At 61.3% G+C, this 25,719-nt stretch carries 23 protein-coding genes; 13 read left to right on the top strand and 10 right to left on the bottom strand.

Going from position 1 to position 25,719, the window contains the following annotated elements; all coding sequences use genetic code 11:
* Window positions 1–166 precede the first annotated feature (166 nt).
* Complete coding sequence (locus EGJ27_RS17925) at window positions 167–796, top strand: TetR/AcrR family transcriptional regulator (protein WP_125832074.1); 630 nt, start codon at window positions 167–169, stop codon at window positions 794–796.
* Here EGJ27_RS17925 and fahA read toward each other — a convergent pair whose 3' ends face one another.
* The gene (gene fahA, locus EGJ27_RS17920; RefSeq protein WP_125832073.1) at window positions 797–2,113 is read right to left on the bottom strand and encodes a fumarylacetoacetase; all 1,317 of its coding nucleotides are present in this window, start codon (window positions 2,111–2,113) and stop codon (window positions 797–799) included.
* Complete coding sequence (gene hmgA, locus EGJ27_RS17915) at window positions 2,110–3,414, bottom strand: homogentisate 1,2-dioxygenase (protein ID WP_125832072.1); 1,305 nt, start codon at window positions 3,412–3,414, stop codon at window positions 2,110–2,112. Before hmgA ends, fahA begins: the two co-directional genes overlap by 4 nt.
* A gap of 123 nt (window positions 3,415–3,537) precedes the next feature.
* On the opposite strand from hmgA, the gene EGJ27_RS17910 reads away from it, so the two are divergent.
* The gene (locus EGJ27_RS17910) at window positions 3,538–4,329 is read left to right on the top strand and encodes an IclR family transcriptional regulator (RefSeq protein ID WP_125832071.1); all 792 of its coding nucleotides are present in this window, start codon (window positions 3,538–3,540) and stop codon (window positions 4,327–4,329) included.
* Between the two features lie 21 nt (window positions 4,330–4,350).
* Here the strand turns inward: EGJ27_RS17910 and EGJ27_RS17905 are convergent, their stop codons facing one another.
* Window positions 4,351–5,286, bottom strand: coding sequence for an LD-carboxypeptidase (locus EGJ27_RS17905; RefSeq protein WP_125832070.1), 936 nt, complete (start codon window positions 5,284–5,286; stop codon window positions 4,351–4,353).
* A 200-nt stretch (window positions 5,287–5,486) separates the two neighbouring features.
* Between EGJ27_RS17905 and EGJ27_RS17900 the strand changes: the two genes are divergently transcribed.
* Complete coding sequence (locus EGJ27_RS17900; RefSeq protein WP_125832069.1) at window positions 5,487–6,491, top strand: NADP-dependent oxidoreductase; 1,005 nt, start codon at window positions 5,487–5,489, stop codon at window positions 6,489–6,491.
* A gap of 152 nt (window positions 6,492–6,643) precedes the next feature.
* Here EGJ27_RS17900 and pyrF read toward each other — a convergent pair whose 3' ends face one another.
* Entirely contained in the window at window positions 6,644–7,342 is a 699-nt protein-coding gene (gene pyrF, locus EGJ27_RS17895; protein WP_177523056.1) for an orotidine-5'-phosphate decarboxylase, read from the bottom strand.
* 289 nt (window positions 7,343–7,631) lie between these two features.
* Here pyrF and eat point away from each other — a divergent pair, with 289 nt between their 5' ends.
* Together eat and EGJ27_RS17885 are read left to right on the top strand one after the other, a co-directional pair.
* Window positions 7,632–8,996, top strand: coding sequence for an ethanolamine permease (eat, locus tag EGJ27_RS17890; RefSeq protein WP_125832067.1), 1,365 nt, complete (start codon window positions 7,632–7,634; stop codon window positions 8,994–8,996).
* Between the two features lie 92 nt (window positions 8,997–9,088).
* Window positions 9,089–9,256 (top strand): DUF2897 family protein, encoded by a 168-nt coding sequence (locus EGJ27_RS17885; RefSeq protein ID WP_125832066.1) that lies wholly within the window; start codon window positions 9,089–9,091, stop codon window positions 9,254–9,256.
* Window positions 9,257–9,316: 60 nt separating this feature from the next.
* Here the strand turns inward: EGJ27_RS17885 and EGJ27_RS17880 are convergent, their stop codons facing one another.
* Window positions 9,317–10,132, bottom strand: a complete 816-nt coding sequence (locus EGJ27_RS17880; RefSeq protein WP_125832065.1) for an ABC transporter substrate-binding protein — start codon at window positions 10,130–10,132, stop codon at window positions 9,317–9,319.
* Between the two features lie 256 nt (window positions 10,133–10,388).
* On the opposite strand from EGJ27_RS17880, the gene EGJ27_RS17875 reads away from it, so the two are divergent.
* Both EGJ27_RS17875 and EGJ27_RS17870 read left to right on the top strand, forming a co-directional pair.
* On the top strand, window positions 10,389–10,931 hold the full coding sequence (locus tag EGJ27_RS17875) for an exonuclease domain-containing protein (RefSeq protein ID WP_125832064.1): 543 nt from the start codon (window positions 10,389–10,391) through the stop codon (window positions 10,929–10,931).
* A 91-nt stretch (window positions 10,932–11,022) separates the two neighbouring features.
* Window positions 11,023–11,304, top strand: coding sequence for a pyrimidine/purine nucleoside phosphorylase (locus tag EGJ27_RS17870; RefSeq protein WP_125832063.1), 282 nt, complete (start codon window positions 11,023–11,025; stop codon window positions 11,302–11,304).
* Window positions 11,305–11,361: 57 nt separating this feature from the next.
* On the opposite strand, the gene EGJ27_RS17865 is transcribed toward EGJ27_RS17870, so the two are convergent.
* Window positions 11,362–13,140, bottom strand: a complete 1,779-nt coding sequence (locus EGJ27_RS17865) for an ABC transporter transmembrane domain-containing protein (RefSeq protein WP_125832062.1) — start codon at window positions 13,138–13,140, stop codon at window positions 11,362–11,364.
* Between the two features lie 268 nt (window positions 13,141–13,408).
* Between EGJ27_RS17865 and EGJ27_RS24915 the strand changes: the two genes are divergently transcribed.
* Complete coding sequence (locus tag EGJ27_RS24915) at window positions 13,409–13,585, top strand: PA1571 family protein (RefSeq protein WP_177523053.1); 177 nt, start codon at window positions 13,409–13,411, stop codon at window positions 13,583–13,585.
* A gap of 76 nt (window positions 13,586–13,661) precedes the next feature.
* Here EGJ27_RS24915 and pdxB read toward each other — a convergent pair whose 3' ends face one another.
* The 3 genes from pdxB to rlmM form a co-directional block, all read right to left on the bottom strand.
* Entirely contained in the window at window positions 13,662–14,804 is a 1,143-nt protein-coding gene (gene pdxB, locus EGJ27_RS17860) for a 4-phosphoerythronate dehydrogenase PdxB (protein ID WP_125832061.1), read from the bottom strand.
* Between the two features lie 60 nt (window positions 14,805–14,864).
* The gene (gene tusA, locus EGJ27_RS17855; protein WP_125832060.1) at window positions 14,865–15,119 is read right to left on the bottom strand and encodes a sulfurtransferase TusA; all 255 of its coding nucleotides are present in this window, start codon (window positions 15,117–15,119) and stop codon (window positions 14,865–14,867) included.
* A 103-nt stretch (window positions 15,120–15,222) separates the two neighbouring features.
* A complete protein-coding gene (gene rlmM, locus EGJ27_RS17850) occupies window positions 15,223–16,299 on the bottom strand; it encodes a 23S rRNA (cytidine(2498)-2'-O)-methyltransferase RlmM (RefSeq protein ID WP_125832059.1) in 1,077 nt (358 codons plus the stop codon).
* Window positions 16,300–16,630: 331 nt separating this feature from the next.
* On the opposite strand from rlmM, the gene acnA reads away from it, so the two are divergent.
* From acnA to EGJ27_RS17825, 5 genes are all read left to right on the top strand, one after another.
* Window positions 16,631–19,375 carry an aconitate hydratase AcnA gene (gene acnA, locus EGJ27_RS17845; RefSeq protein ID WP_125832058.1) on the top strand — a complete coding sequence of 915 codons (2,745 nt, stop codon included), beginning with the start codon at window positions 16,631–16,633 and terminating at the stop codon, window positions 19,373–19,375.
* Between the two features lie 70 nt (window positions 19,376–19,445).
* Window positions 19,446–20,237 carry a CPBP family intramembrane glutamic endopeptidase gene (locus EGJ27_RS17840; RefSeq protein WP_125832057.1) on the top strand — a complete coding sequence of 264 codons (792 nt, stop codon included), beginning with the start codon at window positions 19,446–19,448 and terminating at the stop codon, window positions 20,235–20,237.
* Window positions 20,238–20,347: 110 nt separating this feature from the next.
* A complete protein-coding gene (locus EGJ27_RS17835; protein ID WP_125832056.1) occupies window positions 20,348–21,913 on the top strand; it encodes a PAS domain-containing methyl-accepting chemotaxis protein in 1,566 nt (521 codons plus the stop codon).
* A gap of 271 nt (window positions 21,914–22,184) precedes the next feature.
* The gene (locus EGJ27_RS17830) at window positions 22,185–22,859 is read left to right on the top strand and encodes a hypothetical protein (RefSeq protein ID WP_125832055.1); all 675 of its coding nucleotides are present in this window, start codon (window positions 22,185–22,187) and stop codon (window positions 22,857–22,859) included.
* Window positions 22,860–23,276: 417 nt separating this feature from the next.
* Complete coding sequence (locus EGJ27_RS17825) at window positions 23,277–23,822, top strand: hypothetical protein (protein ID WP_256672871.1); 546 nt, start codon at window positions 23,277–23,279, stop codon at window positions 23,820–23,822.
* Between the two features lie 58 nt (window positions 23,823–23,880).
* Here the strand turns inward: EGJ27_RS17825 and EGJ27_RS17820 are convergent, their stop codons facing one another.
* Window positions 23,881–25,563: an autotransporter outer membrane beta-barrel domain-containing protein gene (locus EGJ27_RS17820; RefSeq protein WP_371920865.1), complete on the bottom strand. Its 1,683-nt coding sequence runs from the start codon at window positions 25,561–25,563 to the stop codon at window positions 23,881–23,883.
* Between the last annotated feature and the right edge of the window lie 156 nt (window positions 25,564–25,719).

Below are 25,719 nucleotides of genomic sequence, written 5' to 3'. Positions count from 1 at the left end.
CCGGCTGGATAAAGCCTGAGCCCACCGCGTCAGCCAGTTCCGCCTTCACGCGACAGTGGTGAAGGCACACTTACACTACACGGTGTAGTTTTTAGCTTGCATCATCTGTGGCGACAAGTAAACTACCGAGTGTAATTTTTCTCTAAACGTCTGTTTGAAGTGACCCATGAACGCACCCATGCGCCTTACCGACCAGAAACGCGAGTCCATCGTGACGGCCGCCATTGCCGAATTTCGCGACCGGGGCTTCGAGGTCACCAGCATGGATCGCATCGCCGCGCGCGCCGAGGTGTCAAAACGCACGGTCTACAACCACTTCCCCAGCAAGGAAGAACTGTTCGCGGAAATTCTTCAGCGCTTGTGGAACTGCTCTCCACCGCTGGCCGATGCGCCCTATCAGCCCGACCGCACCTTGCGCGAACAGCTGCGCGAGTTGCTCTGGCAGAAGATGCGCACACTCAATAACAGCAACTTTCTGGACCTTGCCCGGGTACTGGTGGGTGCCACGGTACACTCCCCGGAACGGGCATCGGTGTGGATGACCCGCCTGAACGAGCGTGAGGAAACCTTCTCGGTGTGGATTCGCGCGGCTCAGAAGGATGGCCGCCTCAAACCGGTAGAACCTGGCTTTGCAGCCACACAGATGCATGCCTTGCTCAAATCGTTCGCGTTCTGGCCGCAGGTCACGTTCAACGCCGAGCTGCTGAGCGCCCAGGAACAGGAGCAGGTGGTGGAGTCGACGCTGGACATGTTCCTGGGCTGGTATGAGATAGCGGCTGACACCTCTCCCGCCTGATCAGGCGGTCGGACGGGCTGGCAAGACCCTGCCCCGGCACTCGCCAAAACCGATCGACACCTGCCCTTGCCGACGACACCGGGCGCGCAGGATCACTTCATCGCCGTCTTCGAGAAAGCGTCTCTGCTCACCGCCGGGCAATGTAATGCTCTGTTTGCCGCCCTCGGTCATTTCCAGCAGGCTGCCATGCTGACCGGATTGCGGCCCGGACAAGGTGCCGGTGCCGAACAGGTCACCGGCCTGCAAGGCACAGCCGTTGACGCTGTGATGGGCGACCATCTGGGCAACGGTCCAGTACATGTGCATCGAATTGCTCAGGGCCAGGCGATGGGGCGCCAGGTCGGCGCGGCGCATTTGTTCAGTCTGCAACAACACTTCCAGCTCGATATCCAGGGCTCCGGCGCGTTGGTCGGCTTCGTCGAGCAGATACGCCATTGGCTGCGGATCACCGGCAGGTCGCGGCGGCTGAGGGCTACGGAACGGCTGCAACGCCTCGGCCGTGATCACCCAGGGCGACACTGTGGTGGCGAAACTCTTGGACAGGAACGGTCCCAGCGGCTGGTATTCCCAGGCCTGGATATCCCGCGCCGACCAGTCGTTGAGCAGGCAAAACCCGGCGATATGCTGCTCGGCATCGGCAATATCGATGGCCTCGCCTCGCTGGTTGCCCGGCCCGATCCACACCCCCATTTCCAGTTCGTAATCCAGTCGCCTACAAGGGCCGAATACGGGTTCGGGTTGCCCTGCCGGTAAAGTCTGCCCGTTGGGGCGTGCCAGGCTCGCCCCTGATACGCACAAGGTTGAAGCCCGGCCGTGGTAACCGATGGGCACATGCTTGTAGTTGGGCAGCAGCGGATTGTCCGGGCGAAACAGTTTGCCAACATTGGTCGCATGATGGATGCCGACGTAGAAATCGGTGTAATCCCCGACTCGCGCCGGCAGATGCATCCGGCATTCGCCCATGGGATGCAGTACCTCATCGGCAGCGTCCTGTAGGCGAGTGCGCTGCGGATTGTCCTCATCCAGCAGTTCCAGCAACGCATCACGCAGCGTCCGGCGTGCCGTGGCACCAAGGGCGAAGAATTCGTTGAGCTGTTCGCCGCAGGCCACTCTCGCAACTTCCTCTGCCGGCGCCTGAAGCCAGCCGTGCCGGACGGCGGCCTGAAGGTCGAGAATCAGGTCGCCGATCGCCACACCGCCTCGCGGCCCGCTCTCGCCACGACTGAACACCCCGAACGGCAGGTTCTGCAGCGGAAAATCCGGGTGGCCGTTGGCGGATGCTACCCAGCTACGGCGGCTCGACATCGATTGGTTCATTGGGCTTCCTCGTTGAACAGCCGGGCCATGCCATTCCAGCAGGCGTCGTAGTCGGCCTGCAGCTGCGGGCAGGCCAGCGCATGCATACCAGGGCGCAGTACCTTGCCGGTCTCGAACATGAACGCCATGGTGTTGTCGATTTTCTGCGGTTTCAGGTCAGCCGCCATGGCCTTGACGGCGGTGGCGTTGTCGGGGCCGTGGGCGCTCATGCAGTTGTGCAACGACGCGCCGCCCGGCATGAAGCCTTCAGCCTTGGCGTCGTATTCGCCTGCGATCAAGCCCATGAACTCGTTCATCACGTTGCGATGGAACCAGGGCGGCCGAAAAGTGTTTTCCGCCACCATCCAGCGCGGCGGGAAAATCACAAAGTCCACGTTCGCCTGGCCATTTACCAGGCCCGGCGCAGTGAGCACGGTGAAGATTGACGGATCAGGGTGATCGAAACTGACCGTGCCCATGGCGTTGAACCGGCGCAGGTCATACTTGTACGGCACGTTGTTGCCGTGCCACGCCACCACGTCGAAGGGTGAATGCTCCAGGCGGGTGACCCACAGCTCGCCGAGAAACTTCTGCACCAGCTCCACAGGTCTGTCGCTGTTCTCGAACCAGGCCACCGGTGCGAGGAAGTCCCGTGGGTTGGCCAGCCCATTGCTGCCGATCGGCCCCAACTCCGGCAAGCGCAATGCGCAGCCATGATTCTCGCAGACATAACCGCGGGCGTCGGGGTCGAGCAGTTCGATGCGGCATTTCAGGCCACGGGGCAGCACGGCGATTTCCTGTGGCGCCACGTCCAGCAGGCCCAGTTCAGTGACGATACGCAGACGCCCTCGCTGAGGCACCAGCAGCCACTCGCCATCGGCGTTGAAAAACGCCCGTTGCATGGAGGCATTGGCGGTGTAGATGTAGACGCTGACGCCGTCGGCCTGATCCGCCGGGGAAGTGCTGGCCAGTGCGGTCAGGCCTTCCAGAAAGTCGGTAGGTTGCGACGGGATATCGAACGCGTTCCAGCGCAAGCGGTTGGGGGTGATCGCGCCCTGCTCCAGACCTACGATCTGCCGTGGGGCAGGCTGATATCGTGGGTGGGCCGCCGAGGGCTGGATACGATACAGCCAGGTGCGCCGCGCTTCAGCGCGGGGAACCGTGAAAGCAGTGCCGGACAGCTGCTCGGCGTACAACCCCAACGGGTGCTGCTGCGGGGAGTTGCGTCCTGCCGGCAACGCGCCCGGCCGGGCCTCGCTGCTGAACTGGTTGCCGAACCCCGATTGATAGGCCAGCGGCTCGTCACGAGATTGAGTAGGCATCTGCACCTCTTGTTGTTATCGGATGCGGTTTTTTCGTAATCTGGTTACGGATAACGTAATTTGAGTTTGAAATCCGGTCAAGCTATAAAGCTTGGCTTTCCCGACAGGCGCACTGGCCCTCACATGACCGACGAAATCGAAAGCCCCGCCGGCGCACGCCAGCAGAAGGTACAAGCGGCCGAAGTGGGCCTGGGCGTGCTCAAGGCGCTGGCAGAACTGGCGCCATCGACCTCGCTGTCCAGGCTCGCCGAGCACCTGGGCATGCCGGCCAGCAAGGCGCACCGTTATTTGCAGGCGCTCATCGCCAGCGGCTTTGCGGAACAGGACACCACGACCAATCACTATGGCCTGGGGCGCGAGGCGTTGCAGGTCGGGCTGGCGTCACTGGGCAAGCTCGATGTGCTGAAAGTCGCGGCGCCCTTCCTTGCGCAGTTGCGCGACGAGCTTGACCAGACCTGTTTTCTTGCGGTCTGGGGCAATAAAGGGCCGACGGTGGTGTATGTCGAGCCTTCCCTGGGCGCGGTGACGCTGGTCACCCAGATCGGCTCGGTGCTGCCACTGCTCAGTTCCTCCACGGGCCTGGTGTTCGAAAGTTTTCTCGGTGCCGTGGAAACGGCGAGCCTGCATGCTCTGGAGTTGCCCTTGCTCGACGATGCTCGGCGCAGCAACGTGGCGCAGCACGTCCAGCAGATTCGCGAAACTGGCGTGCATCAGATTCAGGGTTTACTGATGCCGGGCATCAATGCCGCGTCCGCGCCACTGTTCGCCATGGGCAGCAAGCTGATGGGCGTGGTGACCGTGGTCGGCTCGGGATCTGTCCTGACCGAGCAGGTCCAGGCGCTGGCAGCTCGTCGTCTGCATGCCACGGCCAGGTTGATCAGCGAGCGCATGGGCGGCTCGATGCCGGGCGTCTGACCGTTCGATCGCCCTCCGGATTCACAACCGTGCGGCAGCCGCCACCATCAACGTGCCTTCATCGGCATCGAGCGTAGCCTGGCTGCCCAGCGGCACCGCCTGATTGAGCTGGCCGTGCCCGACCGGAAGCCCGCCCAATACCGGAATACCCAACCCTTCCAGGCGCTCGGACAGTACGTTCGCCGGCGTGATCGAGCCGGCGGCGCTGGCCGGCGTGCTGAAATCGCCCAGGGCGATGCCGGCCAACTGCTGGAGAATGCCGCAGTTGAGCAGATGGGTGAGCATACGGTCGACCCGATACGCCGGTTCGTTCACTTCTTCGAGCAACAGGATGGCGCCGGTGAGATCCGGCATGAAGGGGGTGCCGATGCTGCTGCTCAGCATGCACAGGTTGCCTCCGAGCAGAGTGCCGTGGGCGCGGCCTGCGGTACGGACCCCAAGCGTTGCCACGCCGGCCTGGGCCGCGAGCACCACCGGCTCGGCGCTCATCAGCACCTGACGCAGGCCGCTGGCGAACAGGTCGCCCTGCCCCAACTGCGTGGCAACCGGGCCATGTACGGTGGCCAGCCGGGCATGGCGCCACAAAGCGCCATGCAGCGCGGTCACGTCCGAGAAACCGCTGACCAGTTTGGGGTCGCGCCGCACTGCCGCGATATCCACGCCCTGAACGATCCGCTGCAAGCCATAGCCGCCGCGATTGCAGAGCACGGCGCGGATTTCCGGATCGGCAAGCGCCTGATTGAGGTCGGCGAGGCGGCCTTCGTCCCTGCCTGCGAAGAACGAGTCCCTGCCCAATGCATGCGCGGACACCCGAGGCTTCAATCCCCAGCCCTTGAGCACTGCCACGGCAGCATCGAGTTTGCCTGCGTCGATGGGACCGGCAGGCGAGACCAGCGCCACGGCATCGCCCGCACGCAGAACCTGGGGATGAAGAGTGGGCACAGCGTTGGCAGACATGAGAGAACCCGAATTTCAGAGATGGGCCAATGTAGAGCACCGACGAGGGTGACTCAAGCCGCAATGCCCACAGACGCCCTCGGACGTTTCAGCAGTCATCATCGGACCCGATGCACAGGCATTCGCCGGACATGCCTGACTTGCCGATGTGCTGCCCGACGGCTTCAATCAATGCTCCCGCCCAGTACAGAGGACCCGCCATGACCCATCAATCGAACCGTCGCTTTCTGCTTGCCAGGCGTCCGGTCGGACACGTGACCCGCGAAGATTTCACCTTCGAGCAGGTGCCGGTGCCGGAGCTGGCCGAGGGCCAGGTTCTGGTCAGGAACCAATACCTGTCCCTCGACCCGGCCATGCGTGGCTGGATGAACGAAGGCAAGTCCTACATCGCCCCGGTGCAACTGGGCGAGGTGATGCGCGCTCTGGGGGTTGGCGAGGTGCTGGCGTCGAACCATCCCAAGTTCGCCGTGGGCGACCAGGTTCAAGGGGCGCTGGGTGTGCAGGATTATTTCGCCGGCGAACCCAAAGGCTTCTACAAGGTGGACACGAACCTGGCGCCGCTGCCGGTGTACCTGTCGGCGCTGGGCATGACCGGCATGACCGCCTATTTCGCCCTGCTGGACATCGGTGCCCCGAAAAGCGGCGAAACCGTGGTGATTTCCGGCGCTGCCGGGGCGGTCGGCAGCGTGGCCGGGCAGATCGCCAGGCTCAAGGGCTGTCGGGTGATCGGCATTGCCGGCGGCGAGCGTAAGTGCCGACTGCTCACCGACGAGCTGGGCTTCGACGCCGTGATCGACTACAAAAGTGAAAATGTGCTGGAAGGCTTGAAGCGCACCTGCCCGGATGGCGTCGATGTGTATTTCGACAACGTCGGCGGCGATATCCTCGACGCGGTATTAAGCCGCCTGGCACTGCACGCGCGGGTGGTGATCTGCGGCGCCATCAGCCAGTACAACAACACCACACCGGTCAAAGGCCCGGCCAATTACCTGTCGCTGCTGGTCAATCGCGCCCGCATGGAAGGTTTCGTGGTGCTGGACCACGCCTCGCGCTTTGCCGAAGCAGGCCGGGAAATGGCCGGCTGGATCGCCGAAGGCAAGCTCCAGAGCAAGGAGGATATCGTGGAGGGCCTGGAGACATTCCCGGAAACCCTGCAACGGCTGTTCACCGGGGAGAATTTCGGGAAGTTGATATTGAAGGTGTAGGCGCGGCCCGGACGGCGCTCCGCTTGTCCGCGAAGAGGCCAGTGCAATCGCAGCACAGGCGTTGACTGAAGATCCGCTTCGCGGACAAGTCCGCTCCCCAAGGATGGCTACAAGGGCTGCTCCTCGGGAGTCAGCGTTCACAAGAGAGCTGTCTACGCCAGATCGGCGACCACTGCAGCCAATGCCTTGGCAGGATCGGCGGCCTGGCTGATCGGGCGACCGATGACCAGATAGTCGGACCCGGCGTCCAGCGCCTGGCGCGGGGTCAGGATGCGGCGCTGATCGTCCTGGGCGCTACCGGCCGGGCGAATGCCTGGGGTGACCAGTTGCAGCGAAGGATGGGCGGCTTTCAAGGCACGTGCTTCAAGCGCCGAGCACACCAGGCCGTCCATGCCGGCCTTTTCGGCCAGCGCCGCCAGACGCAGGACTTGCTCCTGCGGGTCAATGTCCAGACCGATACCGGCCAGGTCGTCCCGCTCCATGCTGGTCAGTACGGTGACGCCGATCAACAAGGGCTGCGGACCGCTGCGCTGGTCAAGCACGTCACGGCAGGCCGCCATCATGCGCAGACCACCGGAGCAATGCACGTTGACCATCCACACGCCCATTTCCGCCGCCGCCTTGACCGCCATCGCGGTGGTGTTGGGGATGTCGTGGAATTTGAGGTCCAGGAACACTTCGAAGCCCTTGTCGCGCAGGGTCTCGACGATGTCCGAGGCGCAACTGGTGAACAGCTCCTTGCCGACCTTCACCCGGCACAGCTTGGGGTCGAGCTGGTCGGCCAAACGGAGGGCGGCGTCACGGGTCGGGAAATCCAGGGCGACGATGACAGGAGTCTGGCAGGCGGACATGAGCGGGTTCTCAGGTAAGTCGAAATCGGCGCGCATTGTAGCCGAACCTTGGCCCCGACGGGACCCGGTGATCGTTATTTGCTTGCGCCGCGCCTGTGCCCGCAGCCCGAACATTGCGCACCAAAACCGAACAGCTCCGGGCGAGAACCTGGGCGAGCGTTCTGTCCACGACCCTATTACCGACAATACGACCGACCTCACAGCACTGGCATGCCGCCTGCAAGCCGATGCAACAAGATATTTCAACGCGATCTAGACTCACACCATCCATGGACTCAGGGAGAACACGATGAGCACGCAACTCAAGCCGACATTGGGCACGCTTCATCTTTGGGGGATTGCAGTGGGGCTGGTGATCTCCGGCGAATATTTCGGCTGGAGCTACGGCTGGGGCGTGGCCGGTACCTTGGGATTCATGGTCACCGCCCTGATGGTGGCGACGATGTACACCTGCTTCATTTTCAGCTTTACCGAACTGACTACGGCGATTCCCCACGCAGGCGGGCCGTTTGCCTATAGCCGACGGGCATTCGGTGAAAAAGGCGGATTGATCGCCGGCCTGGCGACGCTGATCGAGTTCGTTTTCGCCCCACCGGCCATCGCGCTGGCGATCGGCGCCTATCTCAACGTGCAGTTTCCCACCCTGGACCCCAAGCTGGCGGCAGTGGGCGCCTATGTAGTGTTCATGACCCTGAACATTCTGGGTGTGAAACTGGCGGCCACTTTCGAGCTGGTGGTCTGTGTGCTGGCAGTGGGCGAATTGCTGGTGTTCATGGGCGTCGTCGCACCGGCCTTCAGCTTCAGCAACTTTGCGCTCAATGGCTGGGCCGGTTCGCAGACCTTCGGTCCCGAAGCCATCGCCGGGATGTTTGCTGCGATCCCGTTCGCGATCTGGTTCTTCCTTGCCATCGAAGGCGCGGCCATGGCCGCTGAAGAAGCCAAGGACCCCAAGCGCACGATTCCCAAGGCTTACATCAGCGGCATTCTGACCCTGGTGGTGCTGGCGCTGGGCGTGATGCTGTTCGCCGGTGGCGTGGGTGACTGGCGCACTCTGTCCAACATCAACGACCCGCTGCCGCAAGCCATGAAAGCGGTGGTCGGTGACAACTCGGGCTGGCTGCACATGCTGGTCTGGATCGGCCTGTTCGGCCTGGTGGCCAGTTTCCATGGCATTATCCTGGGCTACTCGCGGCAGTTCTTCGCGTTGGCCCGCGCCGGTTACCTGCCCGCTTCGCTGGCAAAGCTCTCACGTTTCCAGACCCCACACCGGGCCGTCATCGCCGGCGGCCTGATCGGCATTGCTGCGATCTACAGTGACGGGCTGGTCAACCTGGGCGGCATGAGCCTGACCGCCGCGATGATCACCATGGCCGTGTTCGGCGCCATCGTGATGTACATCATGAGCATGTTGAGCCTGTTCAAGCTGCGCAAGACTGAACCTAGCCTGGAACGCACCTTCCGCGCGCCGGGCTATCCGATCGTGCCGGCCATTGCGTTGTTTCTCGCAGTGATCTGCCTGGTGGCGATGGTCTGGTTCAACCTGCTGATCTGCGGGATTTTCCTGGTGTTAATGGCCGTCGGGTTCGTGTATTTCACCCTCACCGCCCGCTCACGGGCACAAGCGCCGGCCGACGCCATGCTCACCGGCGTCTGAAGACAGTGCAACCGGGATCGGGCACCAGGGCCTAGACTTGAACCATCGAGCAGCGCCGCTGCTCCAACCGGTATCACAACAAGGAGAGCACTATGCCCTGGTATGCCTGGTTAATTCTGCTGGTAGCAATCGGCTCGATCGTCGGCGGCTTGATGATGCTGCGCGATACCGCAAAAAAACTGCCCCTGACCGACGAGCAACTCAAACGCATCCATGAGCGCAATGCCGAGATGGATGCCAAGGAAGCCAAGGATCGCTGAACGGAATGAGGCGGCACCCGCAAGGGGCCGCCTGTTCTTCACCGGTCGCTTTGCACCGCGTCAGCGCTCAGGTACGGGCACGACCTTGATCTGCAGGGGCTCGAAGATGGTCGCCAGTGTCCCGTTGGTGCGTAACGTCCCCAGCAAGCGGCTCAAGTGCGCCGCGTCGATAGCGGCGCCCGGGCGCAGCAGTGCGAATTGCCGATAGACCTGATCGACGCGCTCGGACACCAGCAGCTGCGGGGCGTCGCTGCGGTAACGGGCCATGAAATCGATCAGGTAGGAGCGCGTGACGGGCGCAATATCGGCGCGTCCGCGCACCACCATCAGCAGGTTGCTGTCGTGGGAGTAGGTCGAGGTGAGCCTGAAGTGCTCCGCCAGATACTTGGGGTCGGTGTTGAAGCCGGCAAACGCATAGTGATAGCCGCTGAACACGGCCAGGCGCTTGTCGGACAGATCATCGAAGTAATCCTGCCCGCGCCCGTTGATCCGCCGGGTGACGAATACTTCGGCATCTTCCAGGCCCATGTCGACTTTTTCATGGGCAATCCCTGCCCAGCCCCAATCGGGGTTTTCGAAGATGGCGATATCGATCCTGCCCTGAACGAAATCGCGGTATCGACGCGGCACGGAGGTCGGGACCATAACGAACTCATAGTCACGCTGTGTGGCATTGAGGGCCTCCACCAGTTTGACCAGCAGCCCGCCGTTATCGCCTTTTTCCGGGCGTACCACATAAGGCGGAAAATGCACTGCCGCTATGCGCACTACCTGCGCTGCGAGCGTTTGCGTGCCTGGGACCAGCGCCACGGCCAACAACATTCCCAGGGCAGCGAGACGCAACGAACCATGGGCATTGAAACGGGACTTTTTCATAAAACGGCATCGCTTAAAACGTTACACGCCCAGCAATCTACATGGGTTGTCCAGGCTGCGATACGCCCAACAGCCATTAAATTGCCATCTTCCAGGCACACCCCTGAACCAGCTTGCGATCAAGGCACCCATGCAATAATCGGCGGTCAATGCAGTTGCAGCCGCCGTTTGCCGGGGCCGGCCGAACGGTTGGCAGGCATGGCGCAGCTAAAGTGGCTACGCTGATCCCATCGAAACGCGCAAAGGAAGCTTGAGAATGCCGCATTGGCTGGTGATTGACCTTGAAGCCACCACTGAAGAAGGTGGTTGGCCGGTCGCGGAAATGGAAGTCATTGAAATCGGCGCGACGCTGGTCAATCAGGACGGGCGAGAGCTGGATCACTTCGAACGTTTCGTGCGGCCCGTGCGCCGGCCGTTGCTGACTCAGTTCTGCCGCGAGCTGACGCATATAGGCCAGAACAACATCGATTCCGCCGCACCGATGACCACCGTCTGGCCGCAATTCGAGCGCTGGTTGAGCCATCATCGGGCGCGGGTGGTCGGCTGGGCCAGTTGGGGCGATTACGATCGTCGCCAGCTGGAGGAAGAATGGCGTCAGCACGGGCTTGAAAGCGCGCTGGCAAGCATGCCTTACGTCAACCTCAAGCAGCGCTTTGCCCAGGCCCGCCAGCTGCAAAAGCCCCTGGGCCTGAACAGCGCCTTGCAACTGGCCGGCATGCAGTTCAGCGGACAGCAACATCGTGCGCTGGTGGATGCACGTAACACGGCCCGCCTGCTGCCGTTGATTCTCCCCAACTGACGCCGGTTCATCGGGCGCGATGCGGGTGACGACGCAGGGCGCCTTGGGCATACTGAGCGACCTTTTTCAGCCCCTCACCAAGGAATCGCCCATGTTCAAGGTCAACGAGTACTTCGACGGAACCGTCAAATCCATCGCGTTCAACCAGACTGAAGGTCAAGCCACCATCGGCGTGATGGCAGCGGGCGAGTATGAGTTCGGCACGGCCCAGAGCGAGATCATGCATGTGATCTCCGGCGAACTGATCGTCAAGCTGCCCGGCAGCGAGCAGTGGGAAACCTATGCCACCGGCACTCGCTTCAACGTACCGGCCAACAGCAAGTTTCAGCTGAAGGTCAGTGTCGACACCGCTTATCTGTGCGAATACCGCTAAGCATCGGCGATGCGGTCCCGACGGCTGCCTCGCGGCCGCCGGGACAACAGCCGCGCCCTAGCCGACCGTGTCCTTTCCGGCATTGAATTGCAGCGCCGCCAGCCGTGCATACAGCGGATTGCCGGCGATCAGCTGTGCGTGGGTGCCAATCGCGACGAGCCGTCCCTGATCGATCACCGCGATGCGGTCGGCGTTCTGCACGGTGGCCAGGCGGTGGGCAATCACCAGGGTCGTACGGCCTTTCATCAGATCGGGCAACGCCTGCTGGATCAGGTATTCGCTCTGCGCATCCAGCGCGCTGGTCGCTTCATCGAGCAACAGAATCGGCGCATCCACCAACAGTGCCCTGGCAATGGCCAGACGCTGGCGCTGGCCTCCGGACAGTCCGATTCCGCCCTCCCCCAGCCGCGTCTGATACCCGTCGGCCATCTCCAGAATGAACTCATGGGCGTGGGCGATGCGCGCGGCCGCCTCGACCTGTTCGAAGGTGGCGTCGGGGTTGCCGTAACGGATATTGTCCTCGACGCTGCCGATGAACAGTGCCGGGCTTTGCGCGACCTGGGCGAAGCAACGGCGCAGGTCCCGTGGGTCGAGTTGATTGATGGGCACATGGTCCACCAGGATGCGACCTTGCTGCGGGTCATAGAAGCGCAGCAGCAGATCGAACAGGGTTGACTTGCCCGCCCCTGAAGGCCCGACCAGCGCCACGGTCTCACCGGCCTCGACGGTCAGGGTCAGGTTATCCAGCGCATTGCGCTCCGGGCGCGAGGCGTAGGCGAAGCTGACCCCTTCCAGCGCCAGATGGCCGGTCACCCGCGGCGGCAGCCTCAGACAGCCTTCGGACGGCGCGGTGATTTCATTGCGCGCGGCCAGCAATTCGCCGATCCGCTCGGCCGCACCAGCGGCGCGCTGCAGTTCGCCGATCACCTCGCTCAGGGTGCCGAACGCCATGCCCACGATCAGCGCGTAGAACACGAACGCCGCCAGTTCACCGCTGGAAATGGTGCCGTTGATCACGTCCATCCCGCCGACCCAGAGCATGACTGCCACAGCGCCCAGCACCAGCACGATGACCAGGGTGATCAGCCAGGAGCGTTGCAGGATACGCTTGCGCGCAGTGTCGAATGCCTGCTCGGCAGTCTGTGCGAAGCGCGCCTTGTCCTGCTGTTGGTGGTTGTAGGCCTGGACCGTCTTGATCTGCCCCAGTGCCTCGGCCACATAACTGCCGACGTCGGCGATGCGATCCTGACTCTCCCGGGACAGCGTACGCACCCGACGCCCGAACATCAGGATCGGCGCGAGGATCAGCGGCAACGCCACCACCACGATGCTGGTGAGCTTGGGGTTGGTGATGAACAGCAGCACGATGCCGCCGATGACCATCAAGGCATTGCGCAGGAACATCGACAACGACGAGCCGATCACCGACTGCAGCAACGTGGTGTCGGCAGTCAACCGCGACTGGATCTCGGAGCTGCGGTTGCTCTCGTAGAAACCGGGGTGCAGTTCGACAAGGTGATCGAAGACTTGCCGGCGCAGATCGGCGACCACCCGCTCGCCAATCCAAGACACCAGATAAAAGCGCATGAAGGTTCCGACCGCCAGGCCCAGGATCAACAGCATGAAAAAGCCGATGGATCGTTCCAGAAGCGCGGCCGATTGCGTCATGAATCCCTGATCGACCATCATCTTGATGCCTTGCCCGATGGACAATGTAATACCGGCGGTCACCACCAGCGCCAGCAGGGCACCGGCCACCTGCCAGCGATAAGGAGAAACGAAGCTTGCGGCCAGACGAATGGCCTGCCGCTGACGGCGGGAAAACAGCGAATTCATCAAAACCTTACCTGCCTGTCCGAAAATGCTTGAGTCGCAAAGCCTACACCTGTACTCATCAGGAATCTGCGCGCCGATGTTCTGCCCTGGCGATGAACTTTTCGAAGCGCAGTCGGGTCATGTGTTATGGCCGTATGACAGCAGCGCGAACCGAGCCATCATCGCTGTCTTGTCTGGCTGACTTGCGTACGAACGGTTGAAAAATGTCACGGCACATTCATCGAGCGCGGGTAATTTTTAAAGTGCACCTGATGAAAGGAGAGAGACCATGAGCCTGCAAGAGCCTAGCAATGCCGTCGAAATCGTTCGGGCCACGCCCAATCTGCCGGTAGGCGGCGCGGTACTGGATCAGGAAGGACGTGAAATCCTGATCACCGAAGAGATGGTGCAGACTGCCTGCCAGGAGTGCGACAAGCAGTGGGTCACCCCGGAAAAACAAAACTGAGTGACGACACCAGAATTGAGTCACACCCGTGATTGAAACCCGACCCTGGTGTCGGGTTTTTTATGCCTGCCTCTTTTCAGATCAGCTCTGCGCCCAAGGCCAGAACCAGCTCGCGCAACGATGAGGCGTCCCCCTCGACCTTGACCTTCAGACCTTCGATCTCCCGGCGCGGCGGGTAATGCTTGCGCAGCGCGTCGAACGCCAGACGCTGTTGCGCGGCATCGCCCACCAGGCTGCGCCGAAAATCCGCGTCGTCACGGCGCGGATCGTACACGCCCCGACAGAGCATGTTGAGCGCCCAGGTCGGGTCGGTGCCGGCATCGAGGCTGACCTGCGCCAGCCACGGCCGGGGCAGCAGGTCATCGAGCCGGATCGAAGCCGGTTGATCGAGCAATGCGCACAGCGCCTGATAGATCTGCGCGGTGCCGCGCTGGCGGCCGTCCAGGCTGTAGCCGGCGATGTGCGGCGTGGCGATCACGCACAGGTCCGCCAATGGAACGTTGACCCGCGGTTCGCCTTCCCACACGTCGAGCACGGCCTGAAGGTCTTCACGGTCCAGCAGCACATCGTGCAGGGCGCTGTTGTCGACCACGGCACCACGGCTGGCATTGATCAGCCACGCGCCGTGCTTGAGCTGGCCGAGGCGCGCGGCATCGAACAGATGGTGGGTCGGTTGCTCGCCTGTACGCGTCAGCGGCGTGTGCAGGCTGATCACATCGCAACGCCGGATGATCTCCTCAAGGCTGACGAACTCTCCACCCTCGGCTGCCTGGCGCGGCGGATCGCAGACCAGCACGTTCCAGCCCAACGCCTTGAGCACGGCGAGCAGACGCCCACCGACCTGGCCGGCGCCGACGATGCCGTAAGTGCGCTCGCGCAACTCCACGCCTTCGATCTCGGCCAGGGTCAGCAGGCTGCCCAGCACGTAGTCCACCACGCCACGGGCGTTACAGCCCGGCGCGCTTGACCAGCGGATTCCGGCCTGATTCAGGTAGTCCAGATCCAGATGGTCGGTGCCGATGGTGCAGGTGCCGACAAAGCGCACCGGGCTGCCTTCGAGCATGGCGGCGGTCACCGGGGTCACCGAGCGCACCAGCAGGATATCGGCGTCGGCGATGGCCTCGCGGTCGATGGAGCGGCCCGGCAGGCGGCGGATCTCGCCGAAGCCGGAAAAGAAGGCGTCGAGCAGCGGAATATTTTCGTCGGCAACGATTCGCATGGGAGGTACTCGGTAATGCTGCGTGGAGTTTCGTGAGGTCCCGCGCCCGCCGGGCCGAATTCAGTCGGCCTTCTTGCGGATCCAGTAGAGGTAAGTCGTATCGTCGACCTGTTGCTCGATCAGCTCGTGGCCCAGGAACACACAGAACTTGGGAATGTCCCGCTGCGTAGAAGGGTCGGTGGCGATCACCTTGAGCAAACCACCGCCGTGCAGGTCGCGCACCTTCTGGTGCAGCATCATCACCGGTTCCGGGCAATTGAGCCCGCTGGCATCGAGGACGGCATCAACGGGTGGTATTTCGATGGGTTCAGACATGAGGGCACTCCAGAAAGCAGGCGGGCATTGTTACCCAAATCAGTCGGGCAGGCCAAGAAGGTGCTTATGAGAGGCACGGCGGCTGGCGCCGCTTCCACGGCTTCTATCCCTTGCGCGCGGGTTTTGCCACGTCCAGCCGCCGCAAATGACACGTCACTTCCTCGCGGTCGTGGTACAGCTGCTTGCAACCGATGGACACCCGCACCCCGCGCGCCTTGAAGCCTTCTTCGATCCGGTCCAGCAACCTGCGCACTTCGGCGTAGCGCTGTTTCATCGGCAGCTTGAGGTTGACCACCGCTTCCCGGCACAGCCCTTCTCCCAGCCAGGTTTCCAGCAGCGCGGCGTTACGGGCCGGTTTTTCGACGATGTCGCAGACCATCCAGTCCACCGGCTGACGCGGCTTGTAGGTAAAACCATCAGCCATCAGATGCTGAACCAGACCGGTATCCATCAGGCTTTCGGCCATCGGGCCATTATCGATGGCGGTCACCAGCATGCCACGGCGCACCAGTTGATACGTCCAGCCACCGGGTGCGGCGCCCAGGTCGACGCCGGTCATGTCGCCCGACAGGCGCTCATCCCACTGGCCACGAGGAATGAAATGGTGCCATGCCTCTTCGAGCTTGAGCGTCGAACGGCTCGGCGCTTCTCGGGGAAACTTCAGGCGCGGAATGCCCATTGGCCACATCGCGCTGTTGCCGGCATCAGCCAGCCCCAGAAACACTTCCCGGCCGCTTTTGAAGGTCAACAGCAAACGCGGCTTGTGCGGATCGTCCACCAGCTTGCCGGCCTGAGTCAGTGCCTTGCGCAGTGGCGCTTCGAACTTCTTGCAGAAATTCGACAGTTCTTTGCCGTCATTGGTATCCACCACCTCAAGCCACAGGCTGCCGCAGGTCGGGAAGCCTGCCAGCTGCCCAAGGATGACGCTGATGCGATCGGTTTCCGGCAGGTTGACGAACAGCCCGCGCGCCCACTGGCGGGGAAAGATCAGCCGTTCGAAGCGCTGACCGCTCATCAGGCGCTCGGCGCCGTCCGGCTCGCTGCAGATGAACTCGGCACAGGCCGTGTCGGGCCGGGCCTTGGCGTAACCGGCAATGTCCAGGCGCGCGGCAAGATCGGAGATCTCTGAGCAGACCTCGCTTTCAAAACCGGGCCGGCAATGCATAAACAGCGTATTCATGGTGACTCCTGGACGACGGGGACGCAGGCTTGACCCCGCAGACACGAAAGGCGCGCATGATACCGAAATCAGGAACCACGGGCGCGGGCCTACAGTCCACTAGGCTAGAGGGTGCCTCTAACAACGTAGGCGAGGCAGCCAACGCAAGGCAAAACAGGCGAAGAAGCGCAGTTTACGAGTTGTAAATGAGCAACTTGAGCCTGTTTTAACGCAGCGATGGCAACGCAAGCAGTTTTTAGAGGTGCCCTGAAGAACAGAAGCGGCGCCACCGACCTGATGCAACCGGCGCCCGCTGCATGAAACCATGCACCCCACTTCAAAGGAGTCGTTCATGCCCTCCCTCGATAGCCTGAAAAGCCTGAAAACCCTGCAGGTCGATGACACGACCTATCACTATTTCAGTTTGCCCGAAGCCGCCAAGAGCCTTGGTGAACTGGATCGTCTGCCGATGTCGCTCAAGGTGCTGCTGGAAAACCTGCTGCGCTGGGAAGACGACAAGACCGTCACCGGTGCCGACCTGCGCGCCCTGGCTGACTGGCTGAAAGAACGCCGTTCGGACCGGGAAATCCAGTATCGACCCGCACGGGTGTTGATGCAGGACTTCACCGGCGTACCGGCGGTGGTCGATCTGGCAGCGATGCGCGCAGCCGTGGCCAAGGCCGGTGGCGACCCGCAACGCATCAACCCGCTGTCGCCGGTAGACTTGGTGATCGACCACTCGGTGATGGTGGACCGCTTCGGCGACCAGGCCGCGTTTGGCGAGAACGTGGATATCGAGATGCAACGCAACGGTGAGCGCTACGCGTTCCTGCGTTGGGGCCAGAGCGCCTTCGACAATTTCAGCGTGGTGCCACCGGGGACCGGCATCTGCCACCAGGTGAACCTGGAATACCTGGGCCGCACGGTCTGGACCAAGGACGAGGACGGCCGCACCTACGCCTTCCCGGACACCTTGGTGGGCACCGACTCGCACACCACCATGATCAACGGCCTGGGCGTTCTGGGTTGGGGTGTAGGCGGGATCGAAGCCGAAGCGGCCATGCTTGGCCAGCCGGTGTCAATGCTGATTCCCGAAGTGATCGGCTTCAAACTGACCGGCAAGCTGCGCGAAGGCATCACTGCCACCGATCTGGTGCTGACCGTGACCCAGATGCTGCGCAGGAAAGGTGTGGTCGGCAAGTTCGTGGAGTTCTATGGCGACGGTTTGGCGCAGCTGCCGCTGGCGGACCGCGCTACCATCGCCAACATGGCCCCGGAATACGGCGCGACCTGCGGCTTCTTCCCGGTTGATGAAGTCACTTTGCAATACCTGCGTCTTTCCGGGCGCCCGGATGAAACGGTGAAACTGGTCGAAGCCTATTGCAAGGCGCAAGGCCTGTGGCGCCTGCCGGGCCAGGAACCGCTCTTCACCGACAGCCTGGAACTGGACATGGGTTCGGTGGAATCCAGCCTCGCCGGGCCGAAACGGCCACAGGACCGTGTGGCACTGCCGGCGGTCGCCCAGGCGTTCGAGGATTTTCTCGGCCTGCAGGTCAAGCCCGCCAGGATCGAAGAAGGCCGCCTGGAGAGTGAAGGCGGTGGCGGTGTGGCTGTGGGTAATGAAGCGCAGGTCAGCGGCCAGGCGACCTATGAATACAATGGCCAGACCTATCATCTGAACGACGGCGCGGTGGTCATCGCCGCTATTACCTCCTGCACCAACACGTCCAATCCCAGCGTGATGATGGCGGCCGGGCTGGTAGCCAAGAAAGCGGTGGAAAAAGGCCTGACCCGCAAGCCTTGGGTAAAAAGTTCACTGGCGCCTGGCTCCAAAGTCGTCACCGATTACTATCAGGCAGCGGGCCTGACGCAGTACCTCGACGCTCTGGGTTTCGACTTGGTGGGCTACGGCTGCACCACCTGCATCGGCAACTCAGGGCCGTTGCTGGAACCCATCGAAAAAGCCATCCAGAAGTCGGACCTGACGGTGGCTTCGGTATTGTCGGGCAACCGCAATTTCGAAGGCCGGGTGCATCCGCTGGTCAAGACCAACTGGCTGGCGTCACCACCGCTGGTAGTTGCCTACGCGCTGGCAGGTTCGGTCCGCATCGACATCAGCAGCGAACCGCTGGGCCAGGGTTCGGATGGTCAGCCGGTGTACCTGCGCGACATCTGGCCCAGCCAGCAGGAAATCGCCGAGGCGGTGGAAAAGGTCAACACCAGCATGTTCCACAAGGAATACGCCGAAGTGTTCGCCGGGGATGAAAAGTGGCAATCCATCGCCGTTCCCCAGGCCGCCACCTACGTCTGGCAGGACGATTCCACTTACATCCAGCATCCGCCGTTCTTCGACGATATCGCCGGACCGTTGCCGGTGGTCGAGGACATCCATCAGGCACGGGTGCTGGCGCTGTTAGGCGACTCGGTGACCACCGACCATATCTCCCCGGCCGGCAATATCAAGTCGGACAGCCCGGCCGGTCGTTACCTGCGGGAAAAGGGTGTGGAACCCAAGGACTTCAATTCATACGGCTCGCGTCGCGGCAACCATGAAGTGATGATGCGCGGCACTTTTGCCAATATCCGCATCCGCAATGAAATGCTCGGTGGCGAAGAAGGCGGCAACACGCTGCATGTGCCCAGCGGCGAGAAACTGCCGATCTATGACGCTGCCATGCGCTATCAGACCGAGGGCACGCCGCTGGTGATCGTCGCCGGCCAGGAATACGGCACCGGTTCGAGCCGCGACTGGGCAGCCAAAGGCACCAATCTGCTGGGTGTGAAAGCGGTGATTGCCGAGAGCTTCGAGCGGATTCACCGCTCCAATCTGGTGGGCATGGGCGTGTTGCCGTTGCAGTTCACCAGCGGCCAGAGCCGCAAGACCCTGGGTTTCACCGGCCGGGAAACCCTCGCGATCAGCGGGCTGACCGGCAGCGAACTGCATCCGGGCATGACCCTGGCGCTGCACATCAGCCGCGAAGACGGAACGCAGGAAACGGTTGAAGTGCTGTGTCGGATCGATACCCTCAACGAGGTGGAATACTTCAAGTCCGGCGGCATCCTGCACTACGTGTTGCGCCAACTGATCGCTGCCTGATCCACGGCATGTGGGCCAGTGTTGACCTGCTCGGATAGAATCCCCTGCCCTTGACGGCCCGGAGATTCGCATGGCAGCTCAGCACTGGTTTTTTCTCGGCCTGCTCACTCTGGGTTACGGCGTGGCGCTGGCCGCCGGCAGTCTCGACTGGCCGGCAGCCGGCGCGGTATTCCTGCTGGCGATCGCCGCAGCAGGTGTAATGCCGCATCGGCAACCGAACCTGCGCCGATCGGGCCACGGGCTGTTCATTCTGACCGGCCTCGCCTTGGCCTGTCATCTGCTGCCCGGCTTCGACAATGCCAACGTCATTGACAGCGCTCGCTTCAGCGCCGATGCCGCACCCTTCTCCATGGCCCTGAATCTGGACAAGCCTTTGATCGGGTTCTGGATTCTATTGGCCTGTCCGTGGTTGTTGCCGAACATTCCGTGGCGACGCTCATTGCGCGTCGCAGGCGTGCTGCTGGCCGTTACATCAGCCGCGTGCCTGGGCGCGGCACTGATCGCCGGCGTGATCGACTGGGCACCAAAATGGCCGCAGCCAGGGCTGCTGTGGCTGCTCAACAACCTGCTGCTGGTGAGCGTGACTGAAGAGCTGTTCTTCCGCGCTTACCTGCAAGGCCAGCTTGAAGCAGCGTTCCGGCATCGTAAGTCAGCGGCGACCCTGGCCATAGGCATCAGCGCGGCACTGTTCGGCCTGGCGCACTTTTCAGCCGGTTGGGAAATGATGCTGCTGGCTGCGGTGGCAGGCGTGGGTTACGGCGTTGCCTACCGGATGGGCGGCCTGGGTGCGGCCGTGCTCTGCCATGGAGGCCTGAATCTGCTGCATTTTGCAGTGTTCACCTACCCCATGGTGGCACGTTAAGCGTCGCCGACCGCAGGCCAGGTACCAGGCAATGCGGCTGCAATGCTCAACATCTGGCATTGGCGGCCGATAACCGGCCAAAGCCTCCTGCCTCGAAGGACCGATTACCCATGCGCAACAACCAGCCCATCACCCAGCGTGAGCGAACGTTTCCTGCTCAACAGCGCCTGATCTCGACCACCGACACCCGTGGCGTGATCAGCTATTGCAACGACGCGTTCCAGGAAATCAGCGGTTACGCCCACGATGAACTGGTCGGCGCAGCGCATAACCTGGTGCGCCACCCGGACGTGCCGTCGGCCGTGTTCGAGCACATGTGGACCACCCTGAAAACCGGTCGGCCATGGATGGGCATCGTCAAGAACCGCTGCAAGAACGGCGACCATTACTGGGTCAACGCCTACGTCACGCCGATGCTGGACAACGGCAAGGTGGTGGGTTTCGAGTCCGTGCGGGTCAAGCCGACGGCCGAACAGATCCGCCGCGCCGAAGCCTTGTACTCGCGCTTGAACAAAGGCCAGGCGGCAGTGCCAGGCCGCGACAAGTGGCTGCCGGTGCTGCAGGACTGGCTGCCGTTCATTCTGGTGAGCCAGCTCAGTTTCCTGATCGGTGTCTGGCTCAACACGTCCTGGGGCTTTGCCCTGGCGGCGGTGCTGTCGGTGCCTCTCGGCCTGCTGGGCCTGAGCTGGCAGCAGCGCGGCACCAAGCGCCTGTTGCGCCTTGCCGAACAGACCACGTCCGACCCGCTGATCGCGCAGATGTACACCGACAGCCGCGGCCCGCAGGCTCGTCTGGAGATGTCGATCCTCAGCCAGGAAGCGCGCCTGAAAACCTGCCTGACCCGTTTGCAGGATACCGCCGAGCATCTCAACAGCCAGGCGCGTCAGTCCAACTCCCTGGCCAACGCCAGCTCCAACGGCCTGGAGCGCCAGCGAGTGGAGACCGAGCAGGTCGCCGCCGCCATCAACGAAATGGCCGCCACCACCCAGGAAGTTGCCAGCCATGTCCAACGCGCAGCCGATGCCACCCAGCAAGCCAACGAGCTGACCCGTCGCGGCCGCAATATTGCCGGCGAAACCCGAGCGGCCATCGAGTTGCTGTCCACGTCCGTAGGTGAAACCGGGGTGACCGTCACCCAGTTGGCCAAGGACAGCGATGAGATCGGCGGCGTGGTTGACGTGATCAAGGGCATCGCCGACCAGACCAACCTGCTGGCCCTCAACGCCGCCATCGAAGCGGCACGCGCCGGGGAAATGGGCCGCGGCTTCGCCGTCGTCGCCGATGAAGTCCGCCAGCTGGCGCAGCGTACCACCGAGTCCACCGGGCAGATCCACGGCTTGATCGCCAAGCTGCAACAGACCGCCACCACCGCAGTGCAGGCCATGAACAACGGCCGCCGTCAGGCCGAAGAAGGCGTTGCGCAGGTCATGCAGGCCGATGAAGCGCTGGCAGGCATCAGCGAAGCCGTTGCCCACATCACCGACATGACCACCCAGATCGCCACCGCCACCGAAGAACAAAGCTCCGTGGCCGAAGAGATCAACCGGAACATCGCCAACATTGCAGACCTGGCAGACAAGACCTCCGACCAGGCCAATCGCTCGGCGGTGCTGAGTGCGGAACTGACGGATACGGCCAATTCGCAGTATTCGTTGGTGGAGCGGTTTAATCGGTAGTTTTTATTGGTTGTAGAAGAACCCCAATGAGCTTTGGTTTGTTGGGGTTTTTTGTTGGGTGGCATTTAATCAACGCCCAGCACCTCCTACAACAACGTCCTATTACAGCGTAAGAATCCTCTTCAAACTGCTAGTAGCAATTGACGAACTGCAGCACCTTCTATTAGTTGACTTTTAAGCGACCACTACGTCGCCCAACCAAAAACATTTAACCAGCCATCGTTTCAAACAACAAAACCACACTATTCTTTAAATATCACGGAACAACAACATGACCCATTCACACAAAATCCAGCCAAGCGCACCATCGGTCCCTGTCGCCGACGATGATGGACTTATTAAGAACAGCGATCTCTTTACAGAGATCGCTGTTCTTATCCTTCCCGATAACAATGTCAATCCGGGCGACAGTTACGAGCTGACAGTCAACAACCTACCAACGGGCATCTCGTATACCGTCCCCGCGTCCGGCTTAGACGACAACCCTATAAGACTCACAATCCAGCCTGATTATTTCCTGTCAGGAGGGTGTTACGCGATAGGTTATCGGTGGAAAACTTTTCCAGGTGGAGTCCATATTGAGTCGAAGCCGTTCATTGTTAGAACAGATCGCAACGCGCCAGGCGCTACACTTCTCGCCCCTATCGGTTTTGCGCAAATAAACTTCGGGGAAACCCTCAGAGGCACAGTCCCCGGCTATGCCGGCATGGAACCCGGTGACGTGATCCAGACCGTGTGCAATGGGACAGAAGGCCCGAAGGTGGTCGTCACCACCGAGGATCTTACGGAACGCCCGGTTCGAATTTCCTTCGAACGCGCCTTCCTGGAAAGCCTGGACAGCGAAAACATCCGCATCTCCTACCACGTCACCGACCGCGCGGGTAACCGATCCATCGAGTCGCAGGCGGTAGACCTGACGTACCAAGGCCACGCCGTCATCAACTAACACCCAGTTGAATAGCAACATGAACATCCGTCACGCATATGAGTGACGGATGTTCATTAGAGTTTTGAGTGAATAGTCTGATGCCTGAGTGGGAACTTTCTCAGAGCACCGAAAACATGAAGGAATTTTCCTAGCGTGTAGTCCACCTCCTACATACAACTTCACTATGTTCGATTCATACCGTCAGCTTCTCAAGATGACAAAACCCTGTATTTACCGAAGCGAGAACACAATTAAAGCCCGATCAGGGACTACAGACCGAAATACTCTGAAATATCTGACCGCCTCTTTTGCGCAATTAATCTCCCGCTTGACGCCAACAACTTTCCTCTTTGTAATGTTTTCCGTGAAATGCATGCAGCCACTCGCAAAGTGACGATGAATTCACAAACCTCAACTACCTCACAAGAGAAAACGATGGATAAACAACCTCCAAAAAAACCATCCACACGCACTCGCAACTCTGAAAACAAAGCTGAATCGATTAAGAACAAACAAACACCGACAACCAGAAGACCCCGCAACAATCAGGGCGCCGTTGTCGCACCCGGTGGTTTACCGCTGAATATCTCGGAAAATTTGAAGCCACCGATGCTACCCAATGTAAACCCGGACGCAATCAGCTATGACCAGGCTCATGCGGGTGTCACCGTGCATATTCCGGGTTCCCCGCAAATGCGCTGCGATGACGTTATCGTGTTTTATTGGGGCTTGCATAAGTCAGTGTCCAGTTTGTACCAGGACGCTACTGAAAACAGCGTGGTTCGCGTACTGTGCATTACCTATCACTTTCTCCCCCACGCCCAATATGGGCTCGTGGATCTGCACTATCAGGTCCAGCGCTGCGGAATCGTGATCGGGACATCACCGGTACTGCGAGTGATGGTCAACTACGCCCCTCCGACCACGCCAAAACAACGACAGCGTAAACGTTCCGTCAACCGCCGGCTCAAGGAAAGCTAAGCCAAAAGCCCCCGATGATTGCTCATCGGGGGCTCTGTTCAGCTACAGCATTCAGGTGTCAGAACGCGAAACGCAATCCGACATTAGCGCCCCACGGCTGCTCGACACGCTTGCCTTTCATGTAGTCGAAATCGGCATGCACCTGCACCCGTTCCGACAATGAAACCGACACCCCGGCGCCCAACTCGGCTCGGGTTCCGAACAGGCTGTTGTCGAACTTCGCATCATTCACTTCCACGTCATTACTACGGGAAAACTCCTGAGCCACCGCCACTCGAACATAAGGCTGCATCACCCCGCCGTCCTTGAGCGCAAAGTTGCGCCCCGCCGACGTCCCGACCTTACCCACTACCGACTGGGTACGCTGGTTCTTCGCTTTCAGGCCGTTGTTCAACCGGTAATCGTCCCCCTGAATGACCACGGTGGACAACTGGGCGAAGGGTTCCAGAAAGTAGTCGTCCGCCAGCTTGATATGGCGGCCGAATTCCAGCGAACCACCAATGCCGTTGTTGGCATAGTCGCCTTTGGCCTTCGTCGCATCGCTCATGGCCACGTCTGCCTTGTTGCGGAACCGGTTGAACTTCAGCACGCCGTCCAGGTAGTAACCGTCATCCAGCAACCAAGTGCCGTAGCCGCCGACATAGTAGCTATCGACCTTGCCTTTGGTGCCATGGCTCAGGTCCAGGTTGGACTTGCTGTAACCGCCCATCACACCCACCAGCAACTGGCCATTGCTTACCTCAATCGGCGCGTCAGCCCCCAGCGACAGGCCGCTGGTCTGCTGCCGGTAATTGACGCCGTCACTGGTGCTGGCGTTGAGCCGGTTGCCAGAAGCGCGCATCCAGCTACCGCCTCCGGTTCCCCCATTACGGATTTCACCCATCCGGGTACGCAATGTCGACAGCTCACTCTTCCAGATTGAAGGTGCCGCGTTGTACAGCGCCAACGCAGTGTTGGTAGACGGACTGGTGGTCTTGCCGTCGCCAACGATGAACCAGTCATTGCCTTTTTGCTCCAGCAGATAGGAATAAGCGCCGAGGTCCACCCGCCCGCCAAGCAGGTTGAACTGCGCATCGCCGCCTTCGGTGTGGACGATCATCAGTGGTTGCATGCCCGGTGAGACCACCTCAACGCCGGTGTTGCGCACTCGTAAACCAAAATTGCCGTTGGCCTGCCCCTCGACGTTGAGCAGGTCACCAATGCCCTTATCCAGGTCGACACGCATGCCGAAGGTGCCATTGCCGGACAACTCGTCCAGCGACAGCTTGTGAAAGCCGTCGTCACCGAAGCTGACACCGCCGCCGTCCAGGGAAAGCGACTTGACCGTGTTGTCGCCTGCCATCTGCCATCGCGCTCCGGAGTTGATGGCCAGAGTGTTGCTGTTGACTATGTTGCCCGTTAGCTGAGCGCCGTTCTGCAAGGTGACGTCCAACGTGCTGACTGTCTCGGCAACAAGGTCTCCCTCCAAGATGCTGTCGTCTACCTTGAACAGAGTCTTTCCTGCCCCGGTAACCTCCAGCAAGTTACCATTCCCGGACAACAGGGTTGAGCCACCGGCGATCTCGATGTCTGCCAATTCTCCCTTGGTGTCTACCCGAATCGCTGCACCTGCTTGCCCCTTGACTACAGAATCATGAATAACCACCTTGTGGGTCAACGTGAGAGTATCCGGGAGGCTTCCTCTCACTTCGACAATACGGATCCCATGATTCTCGCCCTCGATGAGACTGTCGTCACTCACGAATAACGCCCCTCCTGACACCCTAACTCCTTCGCCCTGACCGTTGGTGTTGTAAGCGCCAAATACCTCAGAGCTTTTGAAAGAGAGTTTGCTGTTAGGGCCGACAAGCCCACCGGCGCCCACGCCATTTACGACGCTGTCTTCCAATTCTACAAC

Origin of the sequence: Pseudomonas sp. v388 (assembly GCF_003935425.1) — a bacterium.
Lineage (GTDB): Bacteria > Pseudomonadota > Gammaproteobacteria > Pseudomonadales > Pseudomonadaceae > Aquipseudomonas.
The sequence above is the reverse complement of the archived record's forward strand: the minus strand, read 5'-3'. Positions and strand labels throughout refer to the sequence as shown.

What these genes read in the sequence shown, in the direction of transcription:
- EGJ27_RS17865 (WP_125832062.1), bottom strand. Translation starts at nt 13,140, where the DNA reads ATGAATTCGCTGTTTTCCCGCCGTCAGCGGCAGGCCATTCGTCTGGCC.
- fahA (WP_125832073.1), bottom strand. Translation starts at nt 2,113, where the DNA reads ATGAACCAATCGATGTCGAGCCGCCGTAGCTGGGTAGCATCCGCCAAC.
- rlmM (WP_125832059.1), bottom strand. Translation starts at nt 16,299, where the DNA reads ATGAATACGCTGTTTATGCATTGCCGGCCCGGTTTTGAAAGCGAGGTC.
- EGJ27_RS17885 (WP_125832066.1), top strand. Translation starts at nt 9,089, where the DNA reads ATGCCCTGGTATGCCTGGTTAATTCTGCTGGTAGCAATCGGCTCGATC.
- hmgA (WP_125832072.1), bottom strand. Translation starts at nt 3,414, where the DNA reads ATGCCTACTCAATCTCGTGACGAGCCGCTGGCCTATCAATCGGGGTTC.
- EGJ27_RS17825 (WP_256672871.1), top strand. Translation starts at nt 23,277, where the DNA reads ATGGATAAACAACCTCCAAAAAAACCATCCACACGCACTCGCAACTCT.
- EGJ27_RS17875 (WP_125832064.1), top strand. Translation starts at nt 10,389, where the DNA reads ATGCCGCATTGGCTGGTGATTGACCTTGAAGCCACCACTGAAGAAGGT.
- EGJ27_RS24915 (WP_177523053.1), top strand. Translation starts at nt 13,409, where the DNA reads ATGAGCCTGCAAGAGCCTAGCAATGCCGTCGAAATCGTTCGGGCCACG.
- EGJ27_RS17880 (WP_125832065.1), bottom strand. Translation starts at nt 10,132, where the DNA reads ATGAAAAAGTCCCGTTTCAATGCCCATGGTTCGTTGCGTCTCGCTGCC.
- EGJ27_RS17830 (WP_125832055.1), top strand. Translation starts at nt 22,185, where the DNA reads ATGACCCATTCACACAAAATCCAGCCAAGCGCACCATCGGTCCCTGTC.
- pyrF (WP_177523056.1), bottom strand. Translation starts at nt 7,342, where the DNA reads ATGTCCGCCTGCCAGACTCCTGTCATCGTCGCCCTGGATTTCCCGACC.
- eat (WP_125832067.1), top strand. Translation starts at nt 7,632, where the DNA reads ATGAGCACGCAACTCAAGCCGACATTGGGCACGCTTCATCTTTGGGGG.
- acnA (WP_125832058.1), top strand. Translation starts at nt 16,631, where the DNA reads ATGCCCTCCCTCGATAGCCTGAAAAGCCTGAAAACCCTGCAGGTCGAT.
- EGJ27_RS17925 (WP_125832074.1), top strand. Translation starts at nt 167, where the DNA reads ATGAACGCACCCATGCGCCTTACCGACCAGAAACGCGAGTCCATCGTG.
- EGJ27_RS17900 (WP_125832069.1), top strand. Translation starts at nt 5,487, where the DNA reads ATGACCCATCAATCGAACCGTCGCTTTCTGCTTGCCAGGCGTCCGGTC.
- EGJ27_RS17870 (WP_125832063.1), top strand. Translation starts at nt 11,023, where the DNA reads ATGTTCAAGGTCAACGAGTACTTCGACGGAACCGTCAAATCCATCGCG.
- EGJ27_RS17840 (WP_125832057.1), top strand. Translation starts at nt 19,446, where the DNA reads ATGGCAGCTCAGCACTGGTTTTTTCTCGGCCTGCTCACTCTGGGTTAC.
- EGJ27_RS17835 (WP_125832056.1), top strand. Translation starts at nt 20,348, where the DNA reads ATGCGCAACAACCAGCCCATCACCCAGCGTGAGCGAACGTTTCCTGCT.
- EGJ27_RS17910 (WP_125832071.1), top strand. Translation starts at nt 3,538, where the DNA reads ATGACCGACGAAATCGAAAGCCCCGCCGGCGCACGCCAGCAGAAGGTA.
- EGJ27_RS17905 (WP_125832070.1), bottom strand. Translation starts at nt 5,286, where the DNA reads ATGTCTGCCAACGCTGTGCCCACTCTTCATCCCCAGGTTCTGCGTGCG.
- tusA (WP_125832060.1), bottom strand. Translation starts at nt 15,119, where the DNA reads ATGTCTGAACCCATCGAAATACCACCCGTTGATGCCGTCCTCGATGCC.
- pdxB (WP_125832061.1), bottom strand. Translation starts at nt 14,804, where the DNA reads ATGCGAATCGTTGCCGACGAAAATATTCCGCTGCTCGACGCCTTCTTT.